The following is a 23294-nucleotide window of genomic DNA, read 5'->3' on the forward strand; positions in this document are numbered from 1 at the left end:
AAGGCCGATCTAGGCCCACATGGTCACGTTGATCGACACGCTGAAGGCCCGCGGTCCCGAGGATCGCGCCGTCCGCCACCCCGAAAAGCAGAATCGCCCGGACACCCCGGTCCTGCGCAAACCCGAATGGCTGCGCGTCCGCGCCCCGGGCTCGGGCCAGTACAACGAGACCAAGGGCATCGTGCGCGAGCACAAGCTGACCACGGTCTGCGAAGAGGCCGCGTGCCCGAACATCGGCGAGTGCTGGAGTCAGAAGCACGCGACCATGATGATCATGGGCGAGATCTGCACCCGCGCCTGCGCTTTCTGCAACGTCACCACGGGCCTGCCGACCCAGCTTGATCCCGACGAGCCGCGCCGCGTGGCCGAGGCCGTCGCCAAGATGGGCCTCAATCACGTGGTCATCACCTCGGTGGACCGCGACGACCTGATCGACGGCGGCGCCCGTCACTTCGCCGAGGTGGTCACGGCCATCCGGGCGGCGGCGCCCAAGACCACCATCGAGATCCTCACGCCCGACTTCCTGCGCAAGGACCGGGCCGAGAACGTGGTCATCGACGCCCGCCCGGACGTCTTCAACCACAACCTGGAAACCGTGCCGCGGCTCTATCTGAAGATCCGCCCCGGCGCCCGCTACTACAACTCGCTGCGCCTTCTGGAGCGGGTGAAGGAGCGCGATCCTTCCCAGTTCACCAAGTCCGGCCTGATGGTCGGCCTGGGCGAGACCAAGGAAGAGGTCATGCAGGTCATGGACGACATGCGTTCGGCCGGCGTCGACTTCATCACCATCGGCCAGTACCTGCAGCCGACCCGCAAGCACGCGGCCATCGACCGCTTCGTGACGCCTGAAGAGTTCAAGGCGTACGAGGCGATCGCCCGGGCCAAGGGCTTCCTGATGGTGTCGTCCAGCCCGCTGACCCGCTCGTCGCACCACGCCGGCGAAGACTTCGCCAAGCTGCAGGCGGCCCGCCGGGCGCTGGACGCCAAAGCCGGCTGATCCCTTGCACCGTCACGTCGTCACCCGGGTGCTGCCCTATGCGCCCGAGCAACTCTTCACGCTCGTCGGCGACGTCGAGGCCTATCCGTCGTTCGTTCCCTGGATCACGGGGATGCGAACCTGGAACGCCCATGAGAGCGGCGACGTCAGCAGCCTGGACGCCGAAGCCCAGGTCGGCTTCTCGTTCCTGCGCGAGAAGTTCGCCACCCGCGTCCGCCGCGACCGGTCGGACCTGAGCGTGACCGTCAGCCTGCTCTACGGTCCGTTCAAGCGGCTGTCGAACCAGTGGCGGTTCTCGCCCCATCCCGACGGGGCGACCATCGACTTCGTCATCGACTTCGCCTTCAAGTCGAAGCTGCTCGACGCCATGCTGGCGGCCAACATGGATCGGGCGGTCGACAAGCTGATCGCCTGCTTCGAGGCCCGCGCGGCGCAGCTGTACGGGACCAGGACCTAGTCCCGCTTGGCCGCCGTCTCTTCGACGCGGTCGGCGAAATCCCCAAGGTTGGCGAACAGGTTCTCGACCGCGAACATCAGCCCGAAGGTGCGCGCCGCGTCGTCGAAGGCGAGTTCGCGGGTGGCCCCCACGTCGCGCATGCCCTCGATGGCGTCCTGGAAGGCCTTGTGCCCCTCGGCGAAGGCCACGCGGTCGGGCTTCGCGCCGCCCGAAAGGCTTTGCGCCGCCGCCCGCAGATAGGCTGAAGAGGCCGCCAGCATCGTCGCCGACGGCGGAGCCAGGCCCGGGGCGGGCAGGGGCTCGCGCAGCGCCCGGCCGATCATCACGCAGTCGTTGCGCAGTCTCCACAGCGTGCGGGGCAGGGCGTCCGACACCGATCGGTCGGACAGCTTGCTGGCCGTCTCGCGGTCGGCCTCGGTCATGGCTGTCTGCAGCTTGGCCAAGGCCTTGAGCGTGTCGTCGTAGTGAGCGCGGGGGTCCAGTTCGCTGGGCTTGCCTTCCAGCTTGGCGGCGTAGTGCGACAGGAGATCGGCCAGCAGGCCGGCGGCCGCCTGGCTGCTGGAGACCACCGATTCGTGGGCCCGGGCCGGAAAGATCAGCAGCGTGGCGGCCACGCCGACCAGACTGCCCACCGTGATCTCGGCCACCCGCAGGAAGGCCGCCGTCAGCGGATCCATGTGCGTCGTGGTGCCGATCAGCATGATCACGGCCGTCACCGGCGCCACCTTGAACGCGGGCCGCACCGCCGCGAGGAAAGCGAGGGAAGCCGCCGAAGCTGCCAGGATCACGCCGCCCCATTCCGGATGGCGCATGTGCAGCCAGGCCGCGCCCGCGCCGACGGCCGCTCCGACCACCGTGCCCATGAAGCGCTCGATCGAGGCGGTGATGGTCGCGCCCAGGCTCGACTGCACGACGATCACCGCCGTGAACACCGCCCAGTAGCCCTGCGGCAGCCGCAGCAGTGTCGCCAGCGCATAGGCCGCCACGACCGCCGCCGACACCCGCACCGCGTGTCGAAGCTCGCTCTGCCGGCGCGCCGCGGCCGCCAGGGCTGAGCGCGAAAAGCCGGCGCCGACGAACCGCCGCCAGTCGGAGGGCGCGCCGTCGGGCGTCAACCGGCCACCGCCTCGCGCAGCATCTCCAGCGCCGTCTGGATCGCCGCCAGCTGCACGCCTTCGCGGGGAAGGCCCTCGAAATGTTCGTGGCGATGGGTCACCGAGCGATTGGCCCGCGCCACGGCGAAGTGGACCGTGCCCACCGGCTTCATCGGCGTGCCGCCGCCCGGACCGGCGATGCCGGTGATCGCCACCGCCACATGGGCGTTGCTGTTGGCCAGGCCGCCTTCGGCCATCATCCGCGCCACGGGTTCGGAGACCGCCCCGTGGTCGGCGATCAGGTCGCCGGGCACGCCCACCTGTTCGGTCTTGGCGCGGTTGGTGTAGGTGACGAAGCCGCGCTCGAAGACGTCGGACGCCCCCGAGATCGCGCAGATCGACCCGGCCACCAGGCCGCCGGTGCAGCTTTCGACCGTCGCCAGGCGCAGCTTCTTCTCGCGCGCCTCGTCGATGAGCAGCCGGGCGAGGGTTTCGATCTCGATGGGAAACATCGCCTACTTCCAGTTGCGATAGCCGCGATCCTCAAGTGAAGATGCGTCGTTCAGCCGTCGAGGTGATTATGACCGTGAGTCGCGTCCACGCCATGCTGGCGATCGCCGCCATCGCTACTGCCGGCGCCTATGCCGGGACCGCGCTGGTCAATGAGCCGGCGTGCGTCGAGATCGCCGACCGCGATCCGGCCTGGCTTTCCCCGCTTGCAGCGCGCTACGCCACGGACGGTTTCAGGCTTGAGCGCCAGCGCGGCGTCAGCCAGTGCAGCGGTGAAGGCGGCCGGATGTCGTGCCTGCTGACGGACCCAGGCCGTTTCCGGGTGACGACCGGCGGCGAGCGAAAAACCTTCAGCGCGCCGCCGCTGGCAAAGCTGCGCATTTCCTCGGACGGTCGCTCGATCCGCTGCGCGCCGGTCAAGGGCGTCTAGAGCGGCGTCTCCACCGTCGCCACCGCCTGCGCGGCCAAGCCTTCGCCGCGGCCGGTGAAGCCCATCTTCTCCGTCGTGGTCGCCTTCACGCTGACGCGGTCCAGCGGCAGGTCGAGGATCTGCGCCAGGCGGGCGCGCATCGCCTCGCGGTGCGGCTTGATCTTGGGGCGCTCGCAGATCAGCGTCACGTCCACGTTGATCAGGCGTCCGCCGCGCTGGCGAACCAAGTCGACGGCGTGGATCAGGAACTTGTCCGAGGCCGCGCCCTTCCATTGCGGATCGGTCGGCGGGAAGTGGTCGCCGATGTCGCCGTCGCCGATGGCGCCGAGCACGGCGTCGGTCAGGGCGTGCAGGCCCGCGTCGGCGTCCGAATGGCCGATCAGGGTCTCGTCGTGGGCGATTTCCACGCCGCACAGCCAGACCGACTCGCCCGGGCCCCAGCGGTGGGCGTCGAAACCCTGGCCGATGCGGGTGATGCGGGCGCCGCCCGCCAGCCGTTCGGCCATGGCGAAGTCCTCCGGATAGGTCAGTTTGGTCAGCAGCGGGTCGCCGGCGGAAATGGCGACCTTGCCGCCATGGGCCTCGACCACCTGGGCGTCGTCGGTGGGTTCGGCCTGTCCGGCCCAGGCCGCGTAGGCGGCCAGCAGGCGATCGCGGCGGAAGGCCTGCGGGGTCTGGGCGCGCCACAGGCCGTCGCGCGAGGTCGTGCTCGCGCCCGACTCGCCGGCGCGCTTGAGGGTGTCGGCCACGGGCAGGGCGGGGACCACGCCGTCGGCGCCCTTGAGGGCCTCCAGCACGCCCTCGACCACGGCCTTGGTCAGGAAGGGGCGGGCGGCGTCATGCACCAGCACCGGCTCGTCGGCGGGGCGATGGGCCAGGGCGGCCAGGCCGGACTGCACCGACAGGGCCCGCGTGGCGCCGCCGGGGGCGAACCGCCAGCCGTCGAGGCCGGCCAAGGTTTCGCCAAGCATGTCCTGCATGCTCGGGTCGGTCACGATTGCGAGATCAGCTGCGCCGGAGGCCAGCAGGGCCTCGACCGACCAGCGCAGCACGGGTTTGCCCGCCAGATCCCGCCACTGCTTGGCCTGGCCGGGTCCGGCACGGGTACCGCTGCCAGCGGCGACGACGACGGCTGAGAAGGTCATGGCCCGTGTCTAACGTTGTCGTTGAACATGTCCAGCCAACGGAGGGCTTTACTGCGCTGCACAATGTGCCTAAAAACACAGCGGTGGGGATGATCATAAAATGAGCAAGCAGCTCGCAGTCGGCGCCGTCACGGTGCCCGGGCGGGTATGGATTGCGCCGATGACAGGCGTGTCCGACCTCCCGTTCAGAGAAACGGCCACGCGCCTTGGCGCATCATACGTGGCCACCGAAATGGTCGCCTGCGCGGAATTCGCGAAGGGCCGACCCGACGTCGTCCGCCGCGCGGCCGTCGGCGAAGGCCTGCCGCTGATGGTCGTACAGCTGGTCGGTCGCGATCCGGAGTTCATGGCGCAGGGCGCCCGCCTGGCGGCTGAAGCCGGGGCCGAGATCATCGACCTGAACTTCGGCTGCCCTGCGAAGGAAGTCACCGCCGGCGCCGCGTCGGGTTCGGCCCTGATGCGCGAGCCGGATCTGGCCGAGGCCCTGGTCGCCGCCGCCGTCCAGGCCGTCGACGTGCCCGTCACCGTCAAGATGCGCCTGGGCTGGGACGACGCCAGCCGCAATGCGCCCGAGATCGCCGCTCGCGCCCAGGCCGCCGGCGCCCGCGCGATCACGGTGCACGGCCGCACGCGCTGCCAGTTCTACAAGGGCGAGGCCGACTGGGCCGCCGTCGCGCCGGTCAAGCAGGCCGTCTCGGTGCCGGTGCTGGTCAACGGCGACATCGTCGACGCCGACAGCGCTCGCATGGCGCTGGAGCAATCGGGCGCCGATGGCGTGATGATCGGCCGCGGTGTCTACGGCCGCCCGTGGATCGCCCAGGCCATCGAGGCCGCCCTCGACGGCCGCGCGTTCGTCGAGCCGGCCGCCGAGGAGCGCCTGGCGATCGCGATCACCCATTTCCGCCGCAGCCTGTCGTTCTATGGCGAGCGCCAGGGCCTGAAGATGTTCCGCAAGCACCTGGCTTCGTACATCGAGGCCGCGCCCTGGCCGGAAACGCCCGAAGCGCGCCGTCAGGCTCGCGCCGCCCTTTGCCGGATCGAGGATCCGGCCGCCCTGGAAATCGCCCTGGCCGACCTCTGGCTCGCTGGCGGGAGGATCGCTGCATGACCGACCGCGCCCGCGTTCTTTCCGGTACGGCGCTCGACGCCCTGAAGGCCGCCGCCTTCGAGCTCAGCCCCGAACCGGCTCTGGTGGTCGACCGCGAGGGCGGCCTGGTGGCGGTCAACGAAGCCGCCGAAGCCCTGTTCGGGCATGGCCTGTCGCTGCTGGCCCGTGGCCGTTTCCGCGCGGCCCTGCCGCCGGGCTCGGTGCTGGTCTCGCTGATGGATCGCGCCGTGTTCGAAGGCGCGCTGGTTCGCGAGCACGGGGTCGAGGTCAATCTCTTCGGCCAGCCGCCGTTCGAGGCCGACGGCGCCGCCGTGCCCCTGGGCGACGGCTCTGTGCTTCTGACCCTGCACGTCAAGGGCGCGCTGGGCGTCGAGCGCGGCGCCGACCAGGCCGGGCTGCGCTCGGTTGTGGGCCTTGGCCGCATGCTGGCGCACGAGATCAAGAACCCGCTGGCCGGCATCCGCGGCGCGGCGCAGCTGCTCAAGACCGGCGCCAGCGCCGCCGACCAGCCGCTGGCCCAGCTGATCGTCGACGAGACCGATCGCATCCGCCGGCTGGTCGACCGCATGGAGGCCTTCTCCGATCAAGCTCCGACCCCGCGCGAGGCGGTCAACATCCACCAGGTGCTGGACCGCGTGCGCGCGCTGGTGGCCAACGGCGTGGCCGACGGCCTGCGCCTGCGCGACCATTACGACCCCTCGCTGCCGCCCGTCTGGGGCGACGAGGACCATCTGATCCAGATCTTCCTGAACCTGGTGAAGAACGCCTCTGAAGCCGCCCACATGCGCGGCGACGGCCAGGGCGAGCTGACCATCCACACCGCCTGGCGTCCCGGGATCCGGGTGCGCGGCGCCGACGGCAAGTCGGCCTCCAGCGCCCCGATCGAGATCCGGGTGCAGGACAACGGTCCTGGCGTTCCGCAGAGCCTGCGCGAGCACCTGTTCCAACCCTTCGTGACCACCAAGGCCAACGGCACCGGCCTTGGCCTGGCCCTGGTCACCAAGCTCGTGACGGCCCATGGCGGCCTGATCGATTTCGAATCCGAGCCCGGCCGCACCGTGTTCCGCGTGTTGCTGCCTGTGGCGCCTGAGCCTTCCTTGGGAGACGCGTGAGTACATGAACGCCGCAAACAAGAAGATTCTGATTGCCGACGACGACTCGTCCGTCCGTCTGGTGCTCAGTCAGGCCTTCACCCGTCTCGGATACCAGGTCAGGGCCACCGGCAACGCCACGACCCTGCTCAAGTGGGTCAGCGACGGCGAGGGCGATCTGGTCGTCACCGACGTGATGATGCCCGACGAGAACGTATTCGACGTGCTGCCGCGCATCCGCAAGGAGCGCCCCAAGCTGCCGATCATCGTGATGAGCGCGCAGAACACCCTGCTGACGGCGGTCAACGCCGCCGACGCCGGCGCCTTCGAGTACGTCTCCAAGCCCTTCGATCTCGACGATGTCACCGCCGCCGCCCGTCGCGCCCTTTCGCGTCCGGCCGACGCCGAGGCTTCCAAGGCCCAGGCCCGTGCGATGCGTGACGAGCGCCTGCCGCTGATCGGCCGTTCGGCGCCGATGCAGGAGGTCTATCGCACCATCGCCCGCCTGGTGGGCGCCGACCTGACGGTCCTGATCCTGGGCGAAAGCGGCACCGGCAAGGAACTGGTCGCCCGCGCGCTGCACGATCTGGGTCGTCGCCGCGACGGCAAGTTCGTGGTCATCAACCTGGCCGCCGTGCCGCGCGAGCGGGTCGAAGCCGAACTGTTCGGGCGCGGGGAGGGCGACAACGGCCGCCTCGTCGAGGCCGACGGCGGCACCCTGTTCCTGGACGAGATCGGCGACATGCCGCTCGACGCCCAGACCCGCCTGCTGCGGGTGATCGACGGCACCGAGCCGGTGATCAACCCCAAGACCGGTCGTCGTCCGAACGTGCGGATCATCGCCGCCACCAACCGCGACCTGCGCGGCCTGATCCAGCAGGGTCTGTTCCGGGAAGACCTGTTCTTCCGCCTGAACGTCGCCCCCGTGCGCCTGCCGCCGCTGCGCGACCGCGCCGAGGACATTCCGGATCTGGCCCGCACCTTCCTGCTGCGCGCCAACCGCGAAGGCCTGCCGGCCAAGACCATCGACCAGAGCGCGCTCGACCGGATGAAGAGCCACTCCTGGCCGGGCAATGTGCGCGAGCTGGAAAACCTGATCCGGCGGATGTGCGCCCTCTACGCCGAGGAGCTGATCACTGCCCGCATCGTCGATCGCGAGCTGCAGGACCACGCGCCGGCGCCGCGCGCCGACGAGGGGCCGGTCACCCTGGCGGCCCTGGTCGAGCGTCACCTGGCCTCCCACTTCGCCGAGCAGCCCGACGGCGTTCCGGCGGCCGGTCTCTACGACCGTGTGCTGCAGGAGGTGGAGCGTCCGCTGATCCAGCTGACCCTGTCGGCCACCCGTGGCAACCAGGTGCGGGCCGCCGAGATCCTCGGCCTGAACCGCAACACCCTGCGCAAGAAGATCCAGGACCTGGGCGTCGAAATGAGCCGCGGTCGTCGCTAGCCGACCAACGGTCTTCATTGCTGACGCTTTTTCAGCACATCGGTGTTGAGTTTAGGGCACACCCCGCCCTAAACTCGCATCGATGAGTTCGGTCCCGTCAGTTTCGGAATCGGAAGACCGCCCGCGCCGCTTCAGCCGGTCCTGGTGGCGTGAACTCTTGAGGTCACGCTACGTTCTGGGCGGCGGCTACGTGCTGGCGGCCATTCTGACGGCCACGGGCGTCGGCCTGGCTTCGTCGCCGCCGACGACGGGCCCCATCGGACCGGCCAGCACCGCCATTCTCGTGGTGCTGGGCTTCAACCTCGCCCTGATCCTCTGTGTCGCCGCAGTTGTCGGCTGGCGTCTGCTCGACCTGATCGACGCGCGCTCCAGCGACGCCGGCGCTCGCCTTCACCTGCGGTTCGTCGGTCTGTTTTCCGTCGCGGCCGTGGCGCCCGCCGTGATCGTGGCGCTGTTCTTCGGCGTGCTCGTCAACCGGGGCGTCGACGGCTGGTTCAGCAAGCGCGTGACGACCGTGGTCGAGAACTCGGCCACCGTGGCGCGCTCCTACGTGTCCGAACAGACCAGCTACATCAGCCAGCACATGGGGCCGATGGCCGCCACGCTGAACAGCGCGGCTCCGGCCATGGCCGAGTCGCCGGTCGCCTTCGGCCACTTCCTGCGCACCCTGGCCGAGGACAACGGCTTTTCGTCGGCCTACATCCTTGACCGTGACGGGCGGATCCTGGCGCGAGCCGAACTGGCCGACGCGCCGCCCTTCCTGGCGCCCCCGCCGTCGAGCTTCCGCTGGACCGACACCGGCGAGATCACCTCGCAGCGCTTCGTCTCCGAGGATCTGTTCCGCGCGCTCTACAAGCTCAAGGGCTTTCCCGACGGCTATCTCTACATCGCCCGGCCGATCGACAAGGGCATCCTGGCCCATCTGATCGAGTCGGAAGAGTCGCTGATCTCCTATCGCGACGCCGCCGAGAACCGGGCCCGCATCCAGGCGATCTTCGGCCTCAGCTATGTCGAGACGGCGCTGCTGGTGCTGGTTGCGGCCGTCTGGGTCGGCATCGCCGCCGCCAACTCGATCGCGGCCCCGGTCTCGGGACTGGTGCAGGCCGCCGGGCGGGTGTCGGCAGGCGATCTCGACGCCCGCGTCGACGCCGAGGCCGGGCCGGAAGAGATCCGCGCCTTGTCCAACGCTTTCAACATGATGACGGCCGACCTTCAGACCCAGCAGGCCGCGCTCAAGGACGCCAGTCTGGACGCCGAGTCGCGTCGCCAGTTCATCGAGACCGTGCTGTCGGGCGTCAGCGCCGGCGTCATCAGCCTGGACGGCGCCGGCCGGATCTCGGCCCTCAACCGCCGTGCGGGCGAACTTCTGGCCCTGGACGAGGCGGCCGAGGGGCAGGACCTCGTCGAGGCGGCGCCGGAGTTCGGTCAGGTGCTGGAAGAGATCGGCCAGGGACGCCCCAACGCCGAAGTCGAGATCGACGTCGTGCGCGGCGGCGAGACGCTGCGTCTGCGCGTCCGCGCCGCAGGCCACGCGGCCGAGGGCCAGGTGCTGACCTTCGACGACGTCACCCGCCTGATGGCCGCCCAGCGCAACGCCGCCTGGAAGGACGTGGCCCGCCGGATCGCGCACGAGATCAAGAACCCGCTGACGCCGATCCAGCTTTCGGCCGAGCGCATCCGCCGCAAGTATCGCAAGGACATCACCGGCGATCTCGAGACCTTCGACCGCTGCACCGACACGATCATCCGCCAGGTCGGCGACATCGGCCGGATGGTCGACGAGTTCTCGGCCTTCGCGCGGATGCCCGCGCCGCGCTTCGCCCCGGCCGACCTGGCCGAACTGCTGCGCGCCGGGGTCTTCGCCCAGCGCGTGGTCGACGCCGACACCGACGTCGTCATCGACGAGCCCGGCGGCGCGGTGTGGGTCAACTGCGACGCCCGCATGATTGGCCAGGCCCTGACCAACATCCTCAAGAACGCCGGCGAGGCGGTCGGCGCGCGACGTCACGCGACGCCCGATCCGCGCGGCCAGATCGACGCGACCCTGGTCTCCGACGAGGAGGCGCTGTGCATCGTCGTCGAGGATAACGGCGTCGGCCTGCCGGCCAAGGATCGCGACCGGCTGGCCGAACCCTATGTGACCACCCGCGAGAAGGGGACGGGCCTGGGCCTGGCCATCGTCAAGCGGATCATGGAGGACCACGGCGGCGAGCTGGTCCTCACCGACGCGCATGGCCATGCCGGCGCGCGCGTCGTTCTGAAGTTCCCGGTGTCGGCGCGGCTCGCCGCGGCGCCGACGACCCACGGCGTAGAGGAGATGACATGAGCGCCGACGTGCTGGTGGTCGACGACGAGGTCGACATCCGCGATCTGGTGGCCGGCATCCTGGAGGACGAAGGCTACGCCGTGCGTACGGCGGCCGACGCCGACCAGGCCCTGGCGGCGCTGCGCGCCCGCAAGCCCGCCCTGCTGGTCCTCGATATCTGGATGCAGGGCGGCGGCATGGACGGGCTCGAGCTGCTCGACATGGTCAAGACGCTGGACGCCGACCTGCCCGTGATCATGATCTCGGGCCACGGCAACATCGAGACGGCCGTCAGCGCCATCAAGCGCGGCGCCTACGAGTTCCTGGAGAAGCCGTTCAAGTCCGACCGGCTGCTGCTGGTGGTCGAGCGGGCGCTGGAGGCGGCCAATCTCAAGCGCGAGAACCGTCGCCTGCGGGCTCAGAGCTTCGCTTCCGACGGCCTGATGGGCAAGTCGCAGGCCGCCCAGGCCCTGCGCCAGATGATCGCCAAGGTCGCCCCGGCCAACAGCCGCGTGCTGGTCGCCGGTCCGCCTGGCTCGGGCAAGGAGCTTGTCGCCCGCCTGATCCACGGCGCCAGCGCGCGTACGCGCGCCGAGTTCGTGGCGGTCAGCTCGGCGGGCATGGCCCCCGAGCGCCTCGACGTCGAGCTGTTCGGCGAGGAAGGCGAGGGCGGTCGTCCGCGCAAGATCGGCGTGTTTGAGCGCGCCCACGGCGGCACCCTCTATCTCGACGAAGTGGCCGACATGCCGCGCGAGACCCAGAGCCGCATCCTGCGGGTGCTGGTCGAGCAGCGCTTCCGCCGTGTCGGCGGCGACAGCGACGTGCAGGTCGACGTGCGGGTGATCTCGTCCACCTCGCGCGACCTGCGCGAGGAGATCGCCGCCGGGCGCTTCCGCGAGGACCTGTTCCACCGTCTCAACGTCGTGCCGGTGCGTGTTCCCGGCTTGTCTGAGCGTCGCGAGGACATCCCCGAACTGATCAGCTACTTCATCGAGCGGATCAGCGAGGCCACGGGCATGCAGCGCCGTCGCCTGGGCGAGGACGCGCTGGCGACCCTCCAGGTCCAGGCCTGGCCCGGCAACGTCCGCCAACTGCGCAACAACGTCGAGCGGATGCTGATCCTGGCCGCCGGCGAGCCGGGCGACCTGATCACCGCCGAGATGCTGAACGCTTCGGAACAGCCGGCCAGCGGCGGCTCGGGCGCGATCGGCGCCGAGCGGATCATCGCCCTGCCGCTGCGCGAGGCCCGCGAGCTGTTCGAGCGCGAGTATCTCAACGCCCAGATCCTGCGGTTCGGCGGCAACATCTCGCGCACGGCCAACTTCATCGGCATGGAGCGCTCGGCCCTGCACCGCAAGCTGAAGTCCCTGGGCGTGGCCGGCGGCCGCGGCGAGGAAGAAGAGTAAGGACCACGATGTCGCGTTTCGCTTACGTCAACGGCCGCTTCGTGCGTCACGGCCAGGCCGCGGTGCACATCGAGGACCGCGGCTACCAGCTGGCCGACGGGGTCTACGAGGTCTGGGCCGTGTTCGACGGCAAGCTGGCCGACGCCGAGGGCCACTTCGCGCGCCTGTGGCGCAGTCTCGACGAACTGCGCATCGCCCACCCGATGAGCGAGGCGTCCCTGACGATCGTTCTGCGCGAAGCCATCCGCCGCAACCACGTGCGCGAGGGGCTGGTCTATCTGCAGGTCAGTCGCGGCGTGGCCAGGCGCGACCACGCCTTTCCGAACCCGGCCGTGCCGCCGGCGGTCGTCATTACCGCCCGCTCGGTCGATCGCGCGGCCATCGAGGCCAAGGCCGCCAAGGGCTCGGCCGTGATCACCATGCCGGAGAACCGCTGGGGTCGCTGCGACATCAAGACGATCGGCCTTCTGCCCAACGCGCTGGCCAAGCAGGCCGCCCGCGAGCGCGGCGCCATCGAGGCCTGGTTCGTCGACGACCTGGGTCTCGTCACCGAAGGCGCCTCGTCCAACGCCTGGATCGTCGACGCCGACGGCCGCCTGCGCACGCGCGACACCCAGGCGAACATCCTGCGCGGCGTCACCCGCCTGACGCTGCTGGACGTGATCGCCGAAGCCGGCCTGCCGGTCGCCGAGCAGCCGTTCACGGTCGAGGAGGCCAAGGCAGCCAGGGAAGCCTTCATCACCGGCGCGGGCAGCCTCGTGACGCCGATCACCAGCATCGACGGCGTCAAGATCGGGGATGGAACCGTGGGCCCGGTGGCGAGCCGCCTGCGGGCTCTCTATATCGAGCGGGCGCGCGCGGGGGCGATCTAGGATCGCCAGCCGGTCTGCGTGCATTTTCTCGCCGGAAAGTCATATCAAACGGCGAAAAATGCTCTAGCATGAGCTTGTTTGTGTGGAGGGCGTTCTGCCTTCCGATTTCAACGAGAGGGGAATCCCCAATGTCCGCCGACAAGAAACAGAATCTTCAGGACACCTTCCTGAACAGCGTGCGCAAGTCCAAGACGCCGCTCACCATCTTCCTGGTCAACGGCGTCAAGCTGCAGGGCGTGGTCAGCTGGTTCGACAACTTCTGCGTCCTGCTGCGCCGCGACGGCCAGTCGCAACTGGTCTACAAGCACGCCATCTCGACGATCATGCCGGCTCAGCCCGTTCAGCTGTACGAGCCGAGCGCCGATCAAGACGACTAAGTCCAAGGCTCTTTTGTCAAAATCCACTTCTAAGTCCCCCGATGGACTTATCGATCACGCCGACCCGATCCTTCGGGCCTTCGTGATTCATCCGGTGCGGCCTGCTCGCGGGCAGGCCGCTCTGGAGGCGCGCGATCCCAAGGCGCGCCTCGAAGAGGCCGTCGGCCTCGCCGTCGCCCTCGATCTCGACGTCGTCGAAACGGCCATCGCGCCGCTGCGAACCGTCACGCCCGCCACCCTGTTCGGGAGCGGCAAGATCGAGGAGTTCAGGATCGTCTGCGAGGTCGAGAAGATCGACGTCGCCGTGTTCGACGATCAGCTGACCCCGGTCCAGCAACGCAATCTCGAGCGCGGCCTCGGGGTCAAGGTCGTCGACCGCACGGGCCTGATCCTCGAGATCTTCGCCCGCCGCGCCCGCACCCGCGAAGGCAAGCTGCAGGTCGAGCTCGCAAGGCTCGACTACGAGCGCTCGCGCCTCGTCCGCACCTGGACCCACCTGGAGCGCCAGCGTGGCGGCACCGGCAGCACCGGCGGCCCTGGTGAAACCCAGATCGAACTCGACCGGCGCCTGATCGCCGGCACGATCGGCAAGCTCAAGCGCGAGCTGGAGGAAGTGCGGCGCACCCGCACCCTGCACCGCAGCGCCCGCAAGAAGGTCCCGTACCCGACCGTGGCGCTCGTGGGCTACACCAACGCCGGCAAGTCGACGCTGTTCAACCGTCTGACCAACGCCGAGGTCGTGGCCCAGGACATGCTGTTCGCCACGCTCGACCCGACCCTGCGGACGGTGAAGCTGCCCGACGGCCGCCCGGCAATCCTGTCGGACACCGTGGGCTTCATCTCCGACCTGCCGCACGAACTGGTCGAGGCCTTCCGCGCCACCCTTGAGGAGGTGCAGGAGGCCGACGTGGTGCTGCACGTCCGCGACGTGGCCAATCCCGACACCGACGCCCAGGCGCGCGACGTCCAGGCGGTGCTGGCCGAGCTCAAGGTGACCGTCGACGACGGCAAGACCGTCGTCGAGGTCTGGAACAAGATCGACCTGGTCGAGGGCGAGGAACGCGAGATCCTCGAAGGCCGCGCCAAGCGGGCCGACGCCTCGGCGGTCTCGGCCGTCACCGGCGAAGGCTGCGTCGAGTTGCTCAAGCGCGTCGGCGGCCTGATCGACGACACGCCCCCGATGGCCCTGCGCCTTGGTCCCGCCGATGGCGAGGCCCTGGCCTGGATCTATCGGAACGGCCGCGTCGTCGAGCGCGAGGACGCCGAAGACGGCGAGATCCGCCTCGTCGCCCGCATGGATCCGCAAGCCCTGGGCCGCTTCGAGCGGCAGTTCCCGGGCGTCTGGGTCATGCCGATCGGCGAGTGAATCTGAAGGCCGGGGTGACGGAGGCTTGTCCTCCGCCACTCCGGCTCTCGGTCAGCGCAGGCTGAGTTCGGGCAGGGCTCGTCGCGTGTAGATCGCCAGCGTCGCCGCCGACAGCGCCGCGCTGGCCGCCAACGCCCACAGCCCCGCCGCCTGCATCCCGATCGGCGCCAGCAGCAGCCCGACGCCCAGGAAGTTCAGCGCGATCTTCGGGTGCTCGATAAGGGGAAGGTCGAAATCTCTCCCCGGCAGGACCTGCTGTAGTCCGGCGACGACGAAGTTGCGGCCGATGAGGATCAGCGGAACGGCGATCCAGCCGCCCGCGAAGGCTCCGGCCGCCATCAGCGCGCCAAGGCTGGCCAGGGTCAGCAGCCGATCGGCCAGCAGGTCGAACATGGCGCCGAACTTCGAGGTCAGGCCAAAGCGCCGAGCGATCCGGCCGTCGAGGATATCGGTCAGGCCGGCGCCCAGAAACAGCGCCAGGGCCGCCCAGCCGGCTCCCGCCACGACCGCCCAGACGAGGAACGGCAGGATCAGCAGGCGCAGGCCGGTCAGCAGGTTGGGCAGCATGTCCGCGCCTCCTGGCCCGTTCGTCAGGCCGCTGTTTCCGCCGCCTCGGCCGGCCTCTTCTTCGGCGGATCGACGAGAACCGAGGGCTTCACCGGCTGGCCGGTGGCCTGGGCGATCAGTTCGTTGGTGCGGTTCTCGACCGTCGCCTCCAGCAGCTTCATGAACTCCACCTTCTGCAGGCCCTGGGGCAGGGGCGGCAGGAACTCGACGGTGGCGCGGCCGGGGGTCTTCCTGGCTTCCTGTTGCTTCCAGAAACAGCCCAGGTTGGTGGCGACGGGCACCACCGGCAGGCCGAAGTCCTGGCTCATGTGATAGACGCCGGTGCGATAGCGGAAACGCTCGCCCGGGGCGGCCAGATGGCCTTCCGGATAGATCAGGATGCGACGTCCTTCGGCGGCGACCTGGGCGGCGCTCTTGGACAGGGCCGCGCGAGCCTCAGGGCCGCCGCAGCTGTCGACGACGATGGCGCCGAACTTCTTGAGGATGCCGCCCAGCAGCGGGAACTTCTCCAGATGGTCGCCGGTGACGAAGGACAGATTGTCGACATTGGCGAACATCACGAAGCCGTCGCCCCAGCTGTGGTGCTTGGCGGCGATGATGAAGGCGCCCTGGGGCAGGTTTTCCTGGCCCTTCAGGTCGACCTGCACGCCGGCGAACGTGCGCAGGGCCCACAGCATCCGCTTGGAATAGAGCCGCAGGGCGAAGGTCACGGGGCGGCGGCCGGGCAGCAGGGCCGAGAGAGCCGCCGACAGGCCGTAGAAGATCGACAGAACCCAGTAGTAGGCGTTGAACAGCGCGCTGCGCATCGTTCGGTCCTTCGTGTGACGAGGTCTTGGATCAGCGGGCCTTGAGCACGGCCAGGATGGCCGCGGTCATCAGCGGAGCATGGGCCGAAAGCGCGTCGTCGCCCAGCCGGCCATAGGCCTTGTTCTGGGCGGTCTGGGTGATCACGCCGATGGCCATGGCGGCCACGACGCGCGGGTCGCCCGGCGGCAGCTCCATCTTCAGCATCGCGTACTTGATGATGGTCTCGACCAGGGTGACCGGGTCACGGCCGTCGTCCTGATAATAGGGCAGGAAGTGGTGAAGCTGCAGCAGGTGGAACGAGAACAGGGTCCAGTCCTCGTCAGCGGCCGTGCAGTAGGCCTTGACCAGGGCGGCGGCCTTGGCCGCGACGCCGTGGACGGCGCCAGCCTCGCCCTCGATTAGGTCCGAAAGCCGCTTGTGGGCCGCCATGAACAGGCCGATGGCCAGTTCGTCCTTGCTCTTCCAGTGGCGATAGATCGCGCCCTCCGAAACCTCGGCGCGGGCGGCGATCAGCTTGGTCGTGGCGCCGTCGACGCCGTGGGCGGCGAAAACCTCGAGGGCGGCGCGTTCGATGCGGGGCTTGGCGCTCATGCAACCGACGTTACCGGAAATCCTGTCGTTTGCAAGTAAATGCTCACATACCATTCGCCCGATTGACGGTGACGACGGGCGCAGCCATGCACGGCTCATGGTCCAGACGGTTCTGATCTATTCCATGGGCGAGGTGATCGGCGACGGCCTGATCAAGCTGCCCTTCATCGCCGGGCTGCGCGCGGCGTTTCCCCAGGCGCGGATCACCTGGTGCGCCGCCAAGGGGACCACCGTCTATGACGGCCCGCTCAAGCGCGTCGTGGCCGGCTATATCGACGAGATCATCAAGGACGGCGTGACCGGCGCCGGCGCTCTCGACGTGCTGCCCTGGGTCAAGCCGTTCGGCGGCCGCACCTTCGACCTCGTCATCGACACCCAGGAGAACCTTCGGCGCAGCCTGGTCGCCCGGCGCGCGGCCAACGGGATGTTCGTCTCGGCCGCCATGCAGGCCCGTAAGGGAGATTGGCCGCCGGCCGTCGTCGACCGCATGGCCCGCCTGCTGAGTCTGGCCACGAACGGGCAGGGGGGCTTGCGCCCCCTGGCGCTGACCGAGGCCGAGGCGATCTCGGCGGCCGAGGCGTTGCTGCCGAGCGGCCCGGCCTATGTCGGCCTGGCGCCGGGCGCCGGCGGCCAGGAAAAGCGCTGGCCCTTGGAGAACTATCTCGAACTCGCTCGCGCGCAGGCCGCCGCCGGGCGCACGCCCGTGTTCTTCTTCGGGCCGGACGAGGCCGCCGACGCGGCGATTGCCAGGAGCGAAGTTCCCGGCGCGCTGTTTCCCGAGGCCGACCGCACTGACGGCTATGCAAACGTCAAGGGACCGCTTCTCGCCATCGCCCTGGCGGGGCGCCTTCGTGCGGCCGTGGCCAACGACGCCGGTCCCGGCCACATGCTGGCGGCCGGCGGCGCGCCTCTGCTTTCCCTTCAACTGAACCGCCGCAAGGCCGTGAAGTTCAAGCCCGCCGCCCGGCGCCTTGAGATGCTGTGCGCCGAGGACTACGGAGAGGGCATGGCCGCCCTGCCGCCGCAAGCCGTGCAGGACGCGCTCGACGCCTTGATCGCCGGAGATTCCTGATGTCCATCCTCGCTCCCATCTCCGCCGGCGAGCTCGTCGACAAGATCACCATCCTGCGCGTGAAGGCCGAACGGATCGGCGACGCGGCCAAGGAGGCCAATGTCCGCAAGGAGCTGGCTCTGCTGGAAGGCATCGCCGCCGGCGCTCTGACGCCCAGCGCCGAGCTGGACCGACTGACGGTAGAACTCACGCAGATCAACGCCGCCCTTTGGGACATCGAAGACGGCAAGCGCGCCTGCGAGCGTAACCAGACCTTCGGTCCGGAGTTCGTCGCCCTGGCGCGCCGCGTCTACATGGACAACGACAAGCGTGCGGCCGTGAAGCGCCAGATCAACGCCCTGACCGGCTCGGACATCGTTGAGGAAAAGAGTTACAAGCCGTACTGATTTTTGAGTGAAATCAGATTCTTGTCCGGGGAATATGAGGGGAGACGATCAGGCTGACGTCCCGCCCTTCTGGCTTTCGCCGCCTCAGCGCGCCGAAGGCAGGAACGGCGGAACCCGGGCCTGAAGCAGCGCCACCAGCGCTTGGTCCATGTAGTCATACTCGTCGGGGATACCAAGGCATACTACCTTGGCGCGAAGGTGCTGGCGATACCTCTTCGACAGCTTGCTGCGGTGCGTTTTCTCCATGACGAAGATCACGTCGGCCCAGGCGACGTTCTCCGGCGTCACGGGGTTCTCGGCGTCGTTGTTGAGGCCGGCCGAGTCGACCTCGATCCCCGGCCAGCGCGAAAACACCCGCTCGGCGGTCGGGCTGCGAAGCTTGTTCTGGCTGCAGACGAAGAGCACGTTCATCGTCGCAGCCTAGCTTGTGCTCACCGACCCTTGAAGGCCGCGGGGCGCTTCTGCAGAAAAGCGCTGACGCCCTCGATGAAGTCCTCGCTCTTGCCGCAGGCGCGCTGGGCGTGACGTTCGGCGTGCAACTGGCCGATCCAGTCTGCGTCGAGGCTGTCCCATACGAGGCGGCGGATGGCGCCCAGCGAAGCGGGCCCCTCGGCCAGCGTGCGCGCCAGGCCCAGGGCTGTCGGCATCAGGTCGGCGTCGGCCACGCAGCGATTGATCAGGCCCCAGTCCAGCGCCGTGGCGGCCGGGATCTTGTCGCCCAGCAGCATCATCTCCATGGCTCGCGCCTTGCCCACCAGGCGGGGCAGCAGGTAGGTCGAGCCGCCGTCGGGCACCAGGCCGATGCGACGGAAGGCCTGCAGGAAATAGGCGCTGTCGGCGGCCACGACGATGTCGCCGATCAATGCGAGGGAGCAGCCGATGCCGGCGGCTGGGCCGTTGACGGCGGTGACGATCGGCAGCGGAAAATCGCGCAGCAGCGTCATCAGCGGGTTGTAGACGCTCTCCAGCGCCGCGCCGGCGTCCGGCTTGCCGTCGGGATCCATGGGGCGTCCGGCGGTCGCGCCGGCCGAAAGATTGGCGCCCGAACAGAAGCCGCGTCCTTCGCCGGTGAGGATCACCGCCCGGGCCTCGACCTGGCCTGCGGCCACGGCGCCGAACGCCTGGGCCAGCTCACGGGCGACCTCAGGGCTGGCGGCGTTGAGGGTGGCGGGATCGGACAGGGTGATGACGGCCACGCCGTCTTGGGCTTCCAGCCGGATCTTGTCGTAAGTCGCGTTGGCCATGGGGCGTCCTCCGAGCGTCTTCACGCGCCTGGACGCCAGCTAGGCGCGACTGTCCCTGCGGAACGCAAGAGCCGCCGGCGCCAGAAGCGCCGACGGCTCTCTCAAACCCGGTTCTCTGGAGAAGAACGGGTATCCCTTCAGGCCGCGTTGGCCGATTCACTCTGGGTGTCGGCGGCGGTGACGCGGTTGCGGCCGCTGCGCTTGGAGGCGTAGAGCGCCGCATCGGCGCGCTCCATGACCGAATGGCCGGTCTCGCCCTTGCGGCGCTCGGCGAAGCCCGACGACAGGGTGATGGCGCCCAGGTCCTCGTTGGTCGAGCGGCGCTTTAGCATGCGCGAGGAGACCTCGATGCGGATCTCTTCCAGGGTGGCGCCGACGATGGCGGCCGCTTCGCCAGGGAAGATCATCGCGAATTCCTCGCCGCCGTAGCGGGCGGCGAAGCGGGGCAGGGCGGCCACGCGACCGATGACGCTGGCGACGTAGCGGATGACCTGGTCGCCGGTCTGGTGGCCCCAGGTGTCGTTGAAGCCCTTGAAGTGGTCGATGTCGAGCACCGCCAGGCAGATGGCCGAGCCGGCCTCGTCGGCCTCGGCGCAGGCGCGCTCCAGCTCTTCGTCGAAGGCCTTGCGGTTGGCCAGGTTGGTCAGGCCGTCGGTGGTGGCGTCGCGGCGCACCTGCTCCAGGTGCTCGCGCAGGCGATCGACCTCGGCGGTCGATTCGGCCAGGCGGGTTTCGAGCGCCTTGTTCTCCTTGGCGACGCGGCGGGTGGCGTCGGCCAGGCTGGAGACCACGGCCTTGATGCCTTCGACGCCGGTCGGGGCGTCCAGGTCCTTGGAGACGCCCGCCAGGGTCTTGCCGAAGGCGGCGTTGGTCTTCTGGGCGTTCTGGATGGCCTTCGAGACCGACTCCAGCTCCTTGGAGAGCAGGTCGCCGGCGTCGCGGATCTGTTCGTTGAGGCGAGCCTTGGGCAGGTAGGCCGCGGCGAGCTCCTCGCTCAGCATCTCGGTGATGGGTTCGCCCATCGAGATCAGGCGGGTGATTTCGCGCGCCAGGGCGCCGTCGGGATCGGCGACGTAATGGGTCCAGAGTTCGAAGTTCAGCGCGGTCGGCCAGATCTGGTGGCGTTCCATCAGGTCCAGGGCCCGACGGGCGATCTTGTAGGCTTCCGGGCCGCGCAGCGTGGTTTCGACGTCCGACATCATTCATTCCCCCGCCGATCCGGGCTTCTCCCAGACCGATCGCTTACGCGGCGAGCATAGGCACGAGAGTTCAAACGAGCGGTTAAGGCTGCGCGGGGGCGCTTGCGCCCGTCACAACTCCAAAGCATTCTGAACGCTGATAAGATGAGCCGAGAGGCCGTTTTCGGGAGAGACGCCGCATGAACGCCCCCGCCAATCTCGGCCAGGAAGCCGCCAAGGCCGGCCTCGAGATCATCCTTCAGCGACAGAAGGCCGCGCACTTGCGTGACGGCGCGCCGCCCGTCGAGCGGCGGATCGACTGGCTGAACCGCTGCATCGCGCTGCTGGTCGACCACGAGGCCGAGATCGCCCGGGCGGTCGGCGACGACTTCGGCGTGCGATCCAAGGACGCCACGGCGCTGACCGACGTGGCCGGCTCGATCGGGCCGCTCAAGCACGCGCGCGAGCACGTGCGCAAATGGATGAAGACCGAAAAGCGCCGCACGACGCCGGCCCTGCTGGGCCTGTTCGGCGCCAAGGCCGAGGTGCGCTGGCAGCCAAAGGGCGTGGTGGGCGTGATCAGTCCCTGGAACTTCCCGGTCAACCTGACCTTCGCGCCGCTGGCCGGGGTGCTGTCGGCGGGCAACCGCGCCATGATCAAGCCGTCGGAGTACACGCCGGCCACCTCCGAGCTGCTGAAGGCCATGTTCGCCAAGGCCTTCGACGCCGACGAGATCGCCGTCGTCACCGGCGGGCCAGAGATCGGCCAGGCCTTCGCTGGGCTGGCTTTCGACCACCTGCTGTTCACCGGGGCGACCTCGGTGGCCAAGCATGTGATGCGCGCCGCCGCCGAGAACCTGGTGCCCGTCACCCTCGAACTTGGCGGCAAGAGCCCGGTGATCCTGTCGCGCGGCGCCGATCTCGACACCGCCGCGGCGCGGGTGATGGCCGGCAAGACCCTGAACGCGGGCCAGATCTGCCTGGCGCCCGACTACGTCCTGGCCCCCGCCGAGGACGTCGATCGCTTCGTCGAGGCCGCCCGCGCCGCCGTCGCCCGCAGCTTCCCGACGCTGAAGGACAATCCCGACTACACGGCCCTGGTGGCCCAGCGGCACTATGATCGGGTGAAGGACTATGTCGACGACGCCAGGGCCAAGGGCGGCAAGGTGGTCGAGCTGAATCCGGCCGGCGAGGACTTCTCCCAGCAGCAGCATCGCAAGATCCCGCCGACCCTGATCCTCAAGCCCACCGACGACATGGCCGTGATGCAGGACGAGATCTTCGGCCCGCTGCTGCCGGTGAAGGCCTACGACCGCATCGAGGACGCCATCGACTACGTCAACGGCCGCGACCGGCCGCTGGCGCTCTACTGGTTCGGAACCGACGAGGCCGAGCGCGAGCGCGTGCTGGCGGCCACGACCAGCGGCGGTGCGACCGTCAACGACGTGATCTTCCACGTCGCCCAGGAAGACCTGCCGTTCGGCGGCGTCGGCCCGGCCGGCATGGGCGCCTATCACGGCCATGACGGCTTCCGCGAGTTCAGCCACCGCAAGGCCGTCTTCCATCAGCTCAAGAAGGACATCGGCCCCATGCTGGCGCTGAGGCCGCCTTATGGCGAAGGCATCCGCAAGTACCTGGCCGGCCAGATCAAGCGCTAGAAACCGGCCGTGCGCTCGGTGGTCGCCGAACGAGAATCATTGGCCTTAGAGCTGCATGGCTCAGCTCGCCGCCTTCGATATCGTCGCTGAACGTCAGGCTCTGCCCATGGCGGAGATGGGAGCGCTCCGGCACGCCTTCTTCAATGGGGGCGAGGAGGGGTGGTCGCCGCTGGCGGAAGCCGAGGAGCCCGCCGCGCCGCCGCATCTGGTGCGGGACCTGACCGAGAGCTGGCCGTTTCCCGTCGACGCGCCGCCGCCGGCCTCCGAGCCGGCGATCTGCCATGTCCGGCAGGTCGACTGGTTTCCCGCCTATGGCGTGCTGGCCGGCCCCGGCGGGCGCGTCCTGCAGTCGGCCGGGGGCGAGGCGCTGCATCGCTGGCCCGATCTCGCCCCCGTATCCGAACTGATGACGGACGGGCCTAGCCAAGTCCTGGACCGGGGCGTGGTGTTCATGCCCTGGGGCGGCGGCTTCAACTATGGCCACTTCCTGCTCGACGCCATGCCGTCGGTCCTGGCCGCGGTCGAGCAAGGGTTCGCCGCCGGAGCGCCCGTGCTCGCGCCGCGCCTGAAGCCCTGGCAGAAAAGCCTGCTGGCCGCCGCCTTTCCCGAATGCGAGGTGCGCGAGGTTCGGGGCCGCAGGATACGCCTGGAGCAGGCGGCCTACGCCACCAGCATGGACCACTTCCTTCACGCGCCAACGGCGCTTGTCCATCGCGTGGCGCAGCGGGTGGGCGCGGCCGTTCCCGACCGTCCCGGCAAGGGGCGGCGGGTCTATCTGTCGCGTCGCAGTCAGTCGATGCGGGTGATGGTCAACGAGGCCGAACTGGAGGCGGCGCTGCGAAGGCGCGGCTTCCTGATCGCACGTCCCGAGCGGATGGATGCTCTGGCCCAGGTGGCGCTGATGCGCGACGCCGACGTGGTCGTGGGCGCGTCGGGCGCGGCGCTGGCCAACGCCATGTTCCTGAAGCCCGGCGCGCGGGTCATCGAAATCCAGCCGGCCAACTTCACGAGCCGCTGGGTATGGGCGGCCTGTCGTCAGGTCGGGGTCGAGTGGCGCGGCTACGTCTGCCCGTCGCCCGGCGATCCTCGGCAGGCGTCTTGGCTGGCGCGTGCACGCCGCGGCTTCCGCTTCGCCTATCGGCCGCCGCTGGACGATCTTCTGGCCTTCGTCGACGCCGCGCTCTGA

24 protein-coding genes are annotated in these 23294 nt (G+C 69.2%); 15 read left to right on the forward strand and 9 right to left on the reverse strand.

What is annotated here, in order from left to right; genetic code table 11:
* Nucleotides 1-19 precede the first annotated feature (19 nt).
* Together lipA and G5B46_RS02140 are read left to right on the forward strand one after the other, a co-directional pair.
* Nucleotides 20-997 carry a lipoyl synthase gene (gene lipA, locus G5B46_RS02135; protein ID WP_101717885.1) on the forward strand — a complete coding sequence of 326 codons (978 nt, stop codon included), beginning with the start codon at nt 20-22 and terminating at the stop codon, nt 995-997.
* 4 nt (nt 998-1001) lie between these two features.
* Complete coding sequence (locus G5B46_RS02140; RefSeq protein WP_165255643.1) at nt 1002-1454, forward strand: SRPBCC family protein; 453 nt, start codon at nt 1002-1004, stop codon at nt 1452-1454.
* On the opposite strand, the gene G5B46_RS02145 is transcribed toward G5B46_RS02140, so the two are convergent.
* Both G5B46_RS02145 and G5B46_RS02150 read right to left on the reverse strand, forming a co-directional pair.
* Complete coding sequence (locus G5B46_RS02145) at nt 1451-2569, reverse strand: FUSC family protein (protein WP_165255645.1); 1119 nt, start codon at nt 2567-2569, stop codon at nt 1451-1453. The two genes, G5B46_RS02140 and G5B46_RS02145, sit on opposite strands and share 4 nt — an antisense overlap.
* Nucleotides 2566-3060 (reverse strand): CinA family protein, encoded by a 495-nt coding sequence (locus tag G5B46_RS02150; protein ID WP_165255647.1) that lies wholly within the window; start codon nt 3058-3060, stop codon nt 2566-2568. Before G5B46_RS02150 ends, G5B46_RS02145 begins: the two co-directional genes overlap by 4 nt.
* Nucleotides 3061-3101: 41 nt before the next feature.
* Between G5B46_RS02150 and G5B46_RS02155 the strand changes: the two genes are divergently transcribed.
* Nucleotides 3102-3488: a hypothetical protein gene (locus G5B46_RS02155; RefSeq protein WP_165255648.1), complete on the forward strand. Its 387-nt coding sequence runs from the start codon at nt 3102-3104 to the stop codon at nt 3486-3488.
* Here the strand turns inward: G5B46_RS02155 and G5B46_RS02160 are convergent.
* The gene (locus G5B46_RS02160) at nt 3485-4633 is read right to left on the reverse strand and encodes a bifunctional 2-C-methyl-D-erythritol 4-phosphate cytidylyltransferase/2-C-methyl-D-erythritol 2,4-cyclodiphosphate synthase (protein ID WP_165255650.1); all 1149 of its coding nucleotides are present in this window, start codon (nt 4631-4633) and stop codon (nt 3485-3487) included. The two genes, G5B46_RS02155 and G5B46_RS02160, sit on opposite strands and share 4 nt — an antisense overlap.
* A 100-nt stretch (nt 4634-4733) precedes the next feature.
* Between G5B46_RS02160 and dusB the strand changes: the two genes are divergently transcribed.
* The 8 genes from dusB to hflX all read left to right on the forward strand — a co-directional run bounded on the left by dusB (nt 4734) and on the right by hflX (nt 14605).
* Nucleotides 4734-5741 carry a tRNA dihydrouridine synthase DusB gene (dusB, locus tag G5B46_RS02165; RefSeq protein ID WP_165255652.1) on the forward strand — a complete coding sequence of 336 codons (1008 nt, stop codon included), beginning with the start codon at nt 4734-4736 and terminating at the stop codon, nt 5739-5741.
* Entirely contained in the window at nt 5738-6853 is a 1116-nt protein-coding gene (locus G5B46_RS02170) for a nitrogen regulation protein NR(II) (protein WP_165255653.1), read from the forward strand. Before dusB ends, G5B46_RS02170 begins: the two co-directional genes overlap by 4 nt.
* 4 nt (nt 6854-6857) lie before the next feature.
* Nucleotides 6858-8279 carry a sigma 54-interacting transcriptional regulator gene (locus G5B46_RS02175; RefSeq protein ID WP_058348895.1) on the forward strand — a complete coding sequence of 474 codons (1422 nt, stop codon included), beginning with the start codon at nt 6858-6860 and terminating at the stop codon, nt 8277-8279.
* Between the two features lie 82 nt (nt 8280-8361).
* Nucleotides 8362-10605: a PAS domain-containing sensor histidine kinase gene (locus G5B46_RS02180; protein ID WP_165255655.1), complete on the forward strand. Its 2244-nt coding sequence runs from the start codon at nt 8362-8364 to the stop codon at nt 10603-10605.
* On the forward strand, nt 10602-11990 hold the full coding sequence (locus G5B46_RS02185) for a sigma-54 dependent transcriptional regulator (RefSeq protein WP_165255657.1): 1389 nt from the start codon (nt 10602-10604) through the stop codon (nt 11988-11990). Before G5B46_RS02180 ends, G5B46_RS02185 begins: the two co-directional genes overlap by 4 nt.
* Nucleotides 11991-11998: 8 nt before the next feature.
* Nucleotides 11999-12862 (forward strand): D-amino-acid transaminase, encoded by an 864-nt coding sequence (locus tag G5B46_RS02190; protein ID WP_165255658.1) that lies wholly within the window; start codon nt 11999-12001, stop codon nt 12860-12862.
* Between the two features lie 128 nt (nt 12863-12990).
* Nucleotides 12991-13239 carry an RNA chaperone Hfq gene (gene hfq / locus G5B46_RS02195; RefSeq protein ID WP_058348899.1) on the forward strand — a complete coding sequence of 83 codons (249 nt, stop codon included), beginning with the start codon at nt 12991-12993 and terminating at the stop codon, nt 13237-13239.
* Nucleotides 13240-13252: 13 nt separating this feature from the next.
* Complete coding sequence (hflX, locus tag G5B46_RS02200; protein ID WP_165255660.1) at nt 13253-14605, forward strand: GTPase HflX; 1353 nt, start codon at nt 13253-13255, stop codon at nt 14603-14605.
* A 51-nt stretch (nt 14606-14656) separates the two neighbouring features.
* On the opposite strand, the gene G5B46_RS02205 is transcribed toward hflX, so the two are convergent.
* The 3 genes from G5B46_RS02205 to G5B46_RS02215 are packed head-to-tail and all read right to left on the reverse strand — an operon-like array spanning nt 14657 to nt 16570.
* Entirely contained in the window at nt 14657-15172 is a 516-nt protein-coding gene (locus G5B46_RS02205) for a CDP-alcohol phosphatidyltransferase family protein (protein WP_165255661.1), read from the reverse strand.
* A gap of 23 nt (nt 15173-15195) precedes the next feature.
* Nucleotides 15196-15978, reverse strand: coding sequence for a lysophospholipid acyltransferase family protein (locus tag G5B46_RS02210; protein WP_165255663.1), 783 nt, complete (start codon nt 15976-15978; stop codon nt 15196-15198).
* 31 nt (nt 15979-16009) lie between these two features.
* Nucleotides 16010-16570 carry a TetR/AcrR family transcriptional regulator gene (locus G5B46_RS02215; protein WP_165255664.1) on the reverse strand — a complete coding sequence of 187 codons (561 nt, stop codon included), beginning with the start codon at nt 16568-16570 and terminating at the stop codon, nt 16010-16012.
* Nucleotides 16571-16667: 97 nt separating this feature from the next.
* On the opposite strand from G5B46_RS02215, the gene G5B46_RS02220 reads away from it, so the two are divergent.
* Both G5B46_RS02220 and G5B46_RS02225 read left to right on the forward strand, forming a co-directional pair.
* Complete coding sequence (locus G5B46_RS02220) at nt 16668-17642, forward strand: glycosyltransferase family 9 protein (RefSeq protein WP_165255666.1); 975 nt, start codon at nt 16668-16670, stop codon at nt 17640-17642.
* Nucleotides 17642-18028, forward strand: a complete 387-nt coding sequence (locus tag G5B46_RS02225) for a DUF6165 family protein (protein ID WP_165255668.1) — start codon at nt 17642-17644, stop codon at nt 18026-18028. Before G5B46_RS02220 ends, G5B46_RS02225 begins: the two co-directional genes overlap by 1 nt.
* An 84-nt stretch (nt 18029-18112) precedes the next feature.
* Here G5B46_RS02225 and G5B46_RS02230 read toward each other — a convergent pair whose 3' ends face one another.
* The 3 genes from G5B46_RS02230 to G5B46_RS02240 form a co-directional block, all read right to left on the reverse strand.
* Complete coding sequence (locus tag G5B46_RS02230; RefSeq protein ID WP_165255670.1) at nt 18113-18439, reverse strand: low molecular weight protein tyrosine phosphatase family protein; 327 nt, start codon at nt 18437-18439, stop codon at nt 18113-18115.
* 20 nt (nt 18440-18459) lie between these two features.
* Entirely contained in the window at nt 18460-19272 is an 813-nt protein-coding gene (locus tag G5B46_RS02235) for an enoyl-CoA hydratase/isomerase (RefSeq protein WP_165255671.1), read from the reverse strand.
* Between the two features lie 137 nt (nt 19273-19409).
* The gene (locus G5B46_RS02240; protein WP_165255679.1) at nt 19410-20471 is read right to left on the reverse strand and encodes a GGDEF domain-containing protein; all 1062 of its coding nucleotides are present in this window, start codon (nt 20469-20471) and stop codon (nt 19410-19412) included.
* A gap of 179 nt (nt 20472-20650) precedes the next feature.
* On the opposite strand from G5B46_RS02240, the gene G5B46_RS02245 reads away from it, so the two are divergent.
* Nucleotides 20651-22108 (forward strand): coniferyl aldehyde dehydrogenase, encoded by a 1458-nt coding sequence (locus tag G5B46_RS02245; protein ID WP_165255680.1) that lies wholly within the window; start codon nt 20651-20653, stop codon nt 22106-22108.
* Nucleotides 22109-22163: 55 nt separating this feature from the next.
* The gene (locus tag G5B46_RS02250) at nt 22164-23294 is read left to right on the forward strand and encodes a glycosyltransferase 61 family protein (protein WP_165255682.1); all 1131 of its coding nucleotides are present in this window, start codon (nt 22164-22166) and stop codon (nt 23292-23294) included.

This window comes from Caulobacter sp. 602-2 (assembly GCF_011043625.1).
GTDB lineage: Bacteria > Pseudomonadota > Alphaproteobacteria > Caulobacterales > Caulobacteraceae > Caulobacter.